The 5,088-nt window shown below is 74.0% G+C and carries 6 protein-coding genes and 1 pseudogene; 5 read left to right on the top strand and 2 right to left on the bottom strand.

The genetic code is table 11. The features are described from left to right. Nucleotides 1-69: 69 nt before the first annotated feature. Complete coding sequence (locus tag ACFU0Y_RS16965) at nt 70-612, bottom strand: type 1 glutamine amidotransferase domain-containing protein (protein ID WP_380215948.1); 543 nt, start codon at nt 610-612, stop codon at nt 70-72. Between the two features lie 245 nt (nt 613-857). Between ACFU0Y_RS16965 and ACFU0Y_RS16960 the strand changes: the two genes are divergently transcribed. The 5 genes and pseudogenes from ACFU0Y_RS16960 to ACFU0Y_RS16940 all read left to right on the top strand — a co-directional run bounded on the left by ACFU0Y_RS16960 (nt 858) and on the right by ACFU0Y_RS16940 (nt 4,255). Beyond that, on the top strand, nt 858-1,721 hold the full coding sequence (locus ACFU0Y_RS16960; RefSeq protein WP_380215946.1) for a sulfite exporter TauE/SafE family protein: 864 nt from the start codon (nt 858-860) through the stop codon (nt 1,719-1,721). 70 nt (nt 1,722-1,791) lie between these two features. After that, nucleotides 1,792-2,178 (top strand): thioredoxin family protein, encoded by a 387-nt coding sequence (locus ACFU0Y_RS16955; protein WP_380215944.1) that lies wholly within the window; start codon nt 1,792-1,794, stop codon nt 2,176-2,178. A 130-nt stretch (nt 2,179-2,308) separates the two neighbouring features. After that, nucleotides 2,309-3,306, top strand: a pseudogene (locus tag ACFU0Y_RS16950) (rhodanese-like domain-containing protein). A 269-nt stretch (nt 3,307-3,575) separates the two neighbouring features. Continuing rightward, on the top strand, nt 3,576-3,746 hold the full coding sequence (locus tag ACFU0Y_RS16945) for a hypothetical protein (protein WP_380215942.1): 171 nt from the start codon (nt 3,576-3,578) through the stop codon (nt 3,744-3,746). A gap of 5 nt (nt 3,747-3,751) precedes the next feature. Beyond that, nucleotides 3,752-4,255, top strand: coding sequence for a metallophosphoesterase family protein (locus ACFU0Y_RS16940; protein ID WP_380215940.1), 504 nt, complete (start codon nt 3,752-3,754; stop codon nt 4,253-4,255). Between the two features lie 76 nt (nt 4,256-4,331). Here the strand turns inward: ACFU0Y_RS16940 and ACFU0Y_RS16935 are convergent, their stop codons facing one another. Then, entirely contained in the window at nt 4,332-4,901 is a 570-nt protein-coding gene (locus ACFU0Y_RS16935) for a hypothetical protein (RefSeq protein ID WP_380215938.1), read from the bottom strand. Between the last annotated feature and the right edge of the window lie 187 nt (nt 4,902-5,088).

Raw genomic sequence — 5,088 nt, 5'->3', positions numbered from 1 at the left:
GAGCGGCACCCCTCGGCACCCGCGGAACCGGGCGGTTCCGCGGGCGGGCCGGTCGCCCGGCGGCGCTGATCAGCCGGCGAAGAGCGTGAGCGCCTCCCGGTTGAAGGCCTCGAGGTCCCCGGGGTTGCGGGAGGTGACCAGTCGGCCGTCGACGACGACCTCCTCGTCCACCCAGTCCGCCCCGGCGTTCTTCAGGTCCGTGGCCAGGGAGGTGTAGGACGTGAGCCGCCGGCCTCGCGCCAGGCCGGCCTCGATGAGGATCCACGGGGCGTGGCAGATGGCCGCGATCGGCTTGCCGGCGGCGTCGAACTCCTTGACCAGGCGCAGCGCGTCCTGGTCCACGCGCATGCTGTCGGCGTTCAGGGTGCCCCCGGGCAGGACCAGCGCGTCGAAGTCCTCGGCCTTCGCCGCGGCGAGCGTGCTGTCGACGTCGTAGCTGCCGGCCCGGTCCCAGTCCCCCTGCATGGCCGTGATGGTGCCCTGCTCCGGGGACAGCAGCACGGGCGTGCCGCCGGCCTCCTGCACGGCCTTCCAGGGCTCGGTGAGCTCGGGCTCCTCGACGCCGTTCGTGGCGATGAACGCGATCTTCTTGCCGGTGATGTCGGTGGTCATGACTGGTCTCCTCGGTCGGTGGATCTGGCGGTCAGGACTCCACTGTTGGCACGCGAGGAGCGGAAAGGGAAGTGCGGAACGGGCAGGTTCTCGCTGGGCGATACCGCTCCTCTCGCAAGATACCCCCGAGGGTACTTGAATACCCCCTGGGGTATTTGACATACTCGGGTCCAGCGCCGGCGGACCCCGGCACCCTCCCGACCCGACCACCTCTTGCCGCCCCGGTGGGCAGAAGGACTCGCACCATGACCGTCACCCTCGTCCTGACCCTCCTGCTGTCGGTGCTGATCGGGCTCTCCCTCGGCCTGCTGGGCGGGGGCGGGTCCGTCCTGACCGTCCCGATCCTCACCTACGTCGCCGGGCTGGACCCCAAGGGGGCCATCGCCGCCTCCCTGTTCGTGGTCGGGGTGACCTCCGCCGTGAGCGCCGTCACCCACGCCCGCAACGGACGGGTGAAGTGGCGCACCGGCCTGGTCTTCGGCGCGGCCGGCATGGCCGGGGCCTTCGGCGGCGGGCTGGCCGGGGGCTACATCCCCGGCACGGTCCTGTTGATCGCCTTCGCCCTGATGATGCTCGCCACCTCCCTGGCCATGCTCCGCAGCCGCAGGAACAGCACCGCGACAACCCACGACGGCGAGCTGCCGGTCCTGAAGGTCGTCGCCGAGGGCCTGGTCGTGGGTCTGGTCACGGGCCTGGTGGGCGCCGGCGGCGGCTTCCTCGTCGTCCCCGCCCTGGCCCTGCTGGGCGGGCTGTCCATGCCCGTGGCGGTGGGCACCTCCCTGGTGGTCATCGCCATGAAGTCCTTCGCCGGCCTCGCCGGCTACCTCACCACCGTCTCCCTGGACTGGGCCCTCGTCGGGGCCGTGACCGCCGCCGCGGTCGCCGGCTCGGTCGTGGGCGCCCGGCTGGCCGGCCGCGTCCCCGAGGCCGCGCTGCGCAGGGGCTTCGGCCTCTTCGTCCTGGTGATGGGCGTCTTCGTCCTGGTCCAGGAGCTGCCCGGCGCCGCCGGCATCGCCCTCGGGATCGCCGCCGCTATCGCGGCCCTGGCCGCCACGGTCTGCTGGCTCGCCGTCCCGAAGTGCCCGCTGCGCACCCCCCTCACCGCCTGACTGCCCCACACCCCTGGTCCCGAGCACCGACCCCCGAACACCGAGCGCCACGACCGAGAAGGAGATCCCCATGGCCACCGTCGACATCACCGAGGCCGACTTCGCCCCCACCATCGAGAGCAACGACATCGTCCTCGTGGACTTCTGGGCCTCCTGGTGCGGCCCCTGCCGCATGTTCGCCCCCACCTGCCAGGCCGCCTCCGAGCGGCACCCGGACGTCGTCTTCGCCAAGGTCGACACCGAGGCCGAGCAGCGCCTGTCGGCGGCGGCCGGCATCAGCTCCATCCTCACCCTGATGGCCTTCCGCGAAGGCGTGCTCGTGTTCTCCGAGCCCGGTGCGCTGCCGGCGACCGGGCTCGAGCAGGTCATCACCGCGGTCGGGGACCTCGACATGGCCCAGGTCCGTGCCGAACTCGCCCGGCAGCAGGCCGAGCAGGAGACCGAACAGCAGGTCTGAGTCGCGGCGGGCGCGCCCGGGGCACCGCTTCCCTCGTCGCCCGCCCCTCTGCGACACTCCTGCCGGCACCCCTCGAGACCGTCACCACGCCCCGCGGCGCGCCGCAGGGCACCACCAGGAGGGACCCAGCATGGACGTCACCGTCATCGACACCCCCCAGCTCGGGGACCGCAGCGACCTCGTGCACGACGGCGAGGTCGCCCTCGTCATCGACGCCCAGCACGACATCGACCGCCTCGAGGCCGCCGTGGCGCGGGCCGGGGTGCAGCTCACGCACGTGGCCGAGACGCACATCCACAACGACTACCTCACCGGCGGCTGCCTCTCCGCCCGCAAGCACGGGGCGGCCTACCTCGTCAACGCCGCCGACGACGTCTCCTTCGAGCGCACCCCCCTCACCGACGAGGAGCACTTCGTCGCCGAGCTGATCGCCAACCTCACCGCCTACCCGAACTACTACGTGCACATGGGCCCGGCCCACGCGGCCGGGCCCACCGAGCCGGACCTCTCCGTGCCCGGCTCCCCTGGACCCGGCCGAGCTCACGGCCCGGCTCGAGGACGGGGAGTGGGTCGTGGACCTGCGCCACCGCGTGGCCTACGCCGCCGATCACCTCGAGGGCACCATCAGCTTCGAGTACGGCGACGGGTCGGGTGTCACCGCGTTCCTGGGCTGGGTCTTCCCCTACGACCGGCAGCCGACTCTCGTGGGCTCCCGCGAGGACGTCGAGAACGCGATCCGCGACCTGTCGCGGATCGGCATCGACTCCCCCGACCCGGCGCTGGGCGAGGACCCGGTGGAGCTCGCCCCCGGGGGCGGCCCGCTCCTCCTGCCCGCGCGTGGACCGGCGAGGCATGCTCGAGGGGCGCCCCGACGACGAGACCGTCCTGGACGTGCGCCGGGTGGACGAGTACGAGGACTCCCACATCGCCGGAGCGGTCAACGTTCCGCTGCACGAGCTGCCGCCCCGGACGGACGAGGTCCCCGCCGGGAAGCTGTGGGTGCACTGCGGCTCCGGCTACCGCTCCGGGGTCGCCGCGTCCCTGCTCGAGCGCGCCGGCAAGGACCTGGTGCACATCGACGCCCTGTTCGCCGACGCGGAGGAGGCCGGCGTCCCGCTCGAGAGCTGACGCCTCCGCGGGGCCGGGTGCGCACCCGGCCGCGCGGCCCCTCCCCGCAGCCCGCCCCACCCCAGCGCAAGGCCCGCCGTGCGCAGCTCCCCCACAGCCCTGCCGTCCGCTTCCGGACGGCGCAGCGTCACCGCGATCGGTGCCGCGGTCGTCCTCCTGCACCTCGCGGGCTGGGGCTCGCTGGGCCACTCCTCGGTGGTCCACGTCTCCGTGCTGCTGCTGAGCCTGGGGATGGAGGCCTTCGTGATCGGCGGGCCGGCCTGCTGTCCGTGCTCGCCGAGCTCGTGCGGCCGAGCGGCGGCGCGCTCGCCCTCGTCGCGGCCGTCGACGTCAACGTCCTCGGCCTGGCCGTGATCGTCCTCTTCGGCGCCGTCCGGCTGGGCTCGCGCGCCCGGGACCGGATCCGCCGCGACGGCCGGCCGGTCCCTGTGCGAGGCTGATCGACATGGTCCGACTCCTCCTGCTCGCCGACACGCACGTCCCCCAGCGCGCCCGCGACCTGCCCGCCGCCGTCTGGCGAGCGGTCGACGACGCCGAGGTGGTGCTGCACGCGGGAGACTGGATCGACCTCGCGACCCTCGACCGGCTCGAGGACCGGGCCGCCCGCCTCGTGGGCGTGTGGGGCAACAACGACGGGCCGGAGCTGCGCGAGCGGCTGCCCGAGGTGGCCCGCGAGACGCTCGGGGGCGTGCGCTTCGGCATGGTCCACGAGACCGGTGCCGCCGCCGGGCGGGAGGCCCGCATGGACCGGGCGTTCCCCGGCCTCGACGTCCTCGTCTTCGGCCACAGCCACATCCCGTGGGACAGCACCACCCCGGCCGGGATGCGGCTGCTCAACCCCGGCTCCCCCACGGACCGGCGGCGCCAGCCGTACTGCACCTATCTGACGGCGGTCGCCGACGACGGACTGCTCACCGACGTGGAGCTCGTCCGCCTTCCGCGGCGCTGACGTCCCGCCGGGCCCGTTCCGCGGGGCCGGCCCGCCGAGCCCGCCCTCCGGGGCCGCACGCGGCCGCGGCGCCCGCTCAGAGCAGGCCCCGCAGCTTGTAGTAGCGCCGGCCCACCACGGTCCCGTTGACCCGGACCACGGCCCACACCAGCACGAGCAGCAGCGCCACCAGCACGGCCGGGACCGGCACGAACAGCGCCCACACCACGAGCGCCATGCCCGGGACGGTCAGCAGGATCGGCCAGGCGTACTGCACCATCTCCACCGCCATGTAGTCCTGCATCTCGCGCAGCACCGGGTCCCGCGGAACGGCCCCGCGGCGCACGGAGGTCCGCAGCCCCTTGCTCGCCCGGGCCCGGGCGTCCATGAGGTCGTTGCGGGGCGCGTCGTCCGCCCGGGTGAGCGAGAGGATGATGCCGCTGACGAGCAGGGCCGCCCCGCCCACCACGAGCCCCCACTGCGCGGGGCTCAGCAGCCGCCCGTCGCCCAGCAGGAGCGCGGCCGCGATCCCGCCCATCAGCCCGACCACCAGGCTCGCCACGACGGCCAGCACGATCCGGCGCGCCCAGATCGCATCGAGCTCCCCGAGCCGGGGGATCTGCACGTGCGGGTGGTCCGCCCCGCTCAGCCGGATCTCCTCGTCCATGGCGTACCGTCCTCTCGTCGCTCCGTGCTCCTGCTCCGTCGCGTCCATTGTCCCGCGACCGGGGCGCAGTGGCACATCCGCCCGGGCGGGAGTGGATCCCGGGCCGGACGGAGAACCCGGGTCGGGCAGGGATCCGGGGCGGCCGGTGCGTCAGGGCAGACGAGGTCCCCGGCGCCCGGAGAAGTGC

The organism is Kocuria sp. NPDC057446, from assembly GCF_042802875.1.
Taxonomy (GTDB): Bacteria; Actinomycetota; Actinomycetes; order Actinomycetales; family Micrococcaceae; genus Kocuria.
The sequence above is the reverse complement of the archived record's forward strand: the minus strand, read 5'-3'. Positions and strand labels throughout refer to the sequence as shown.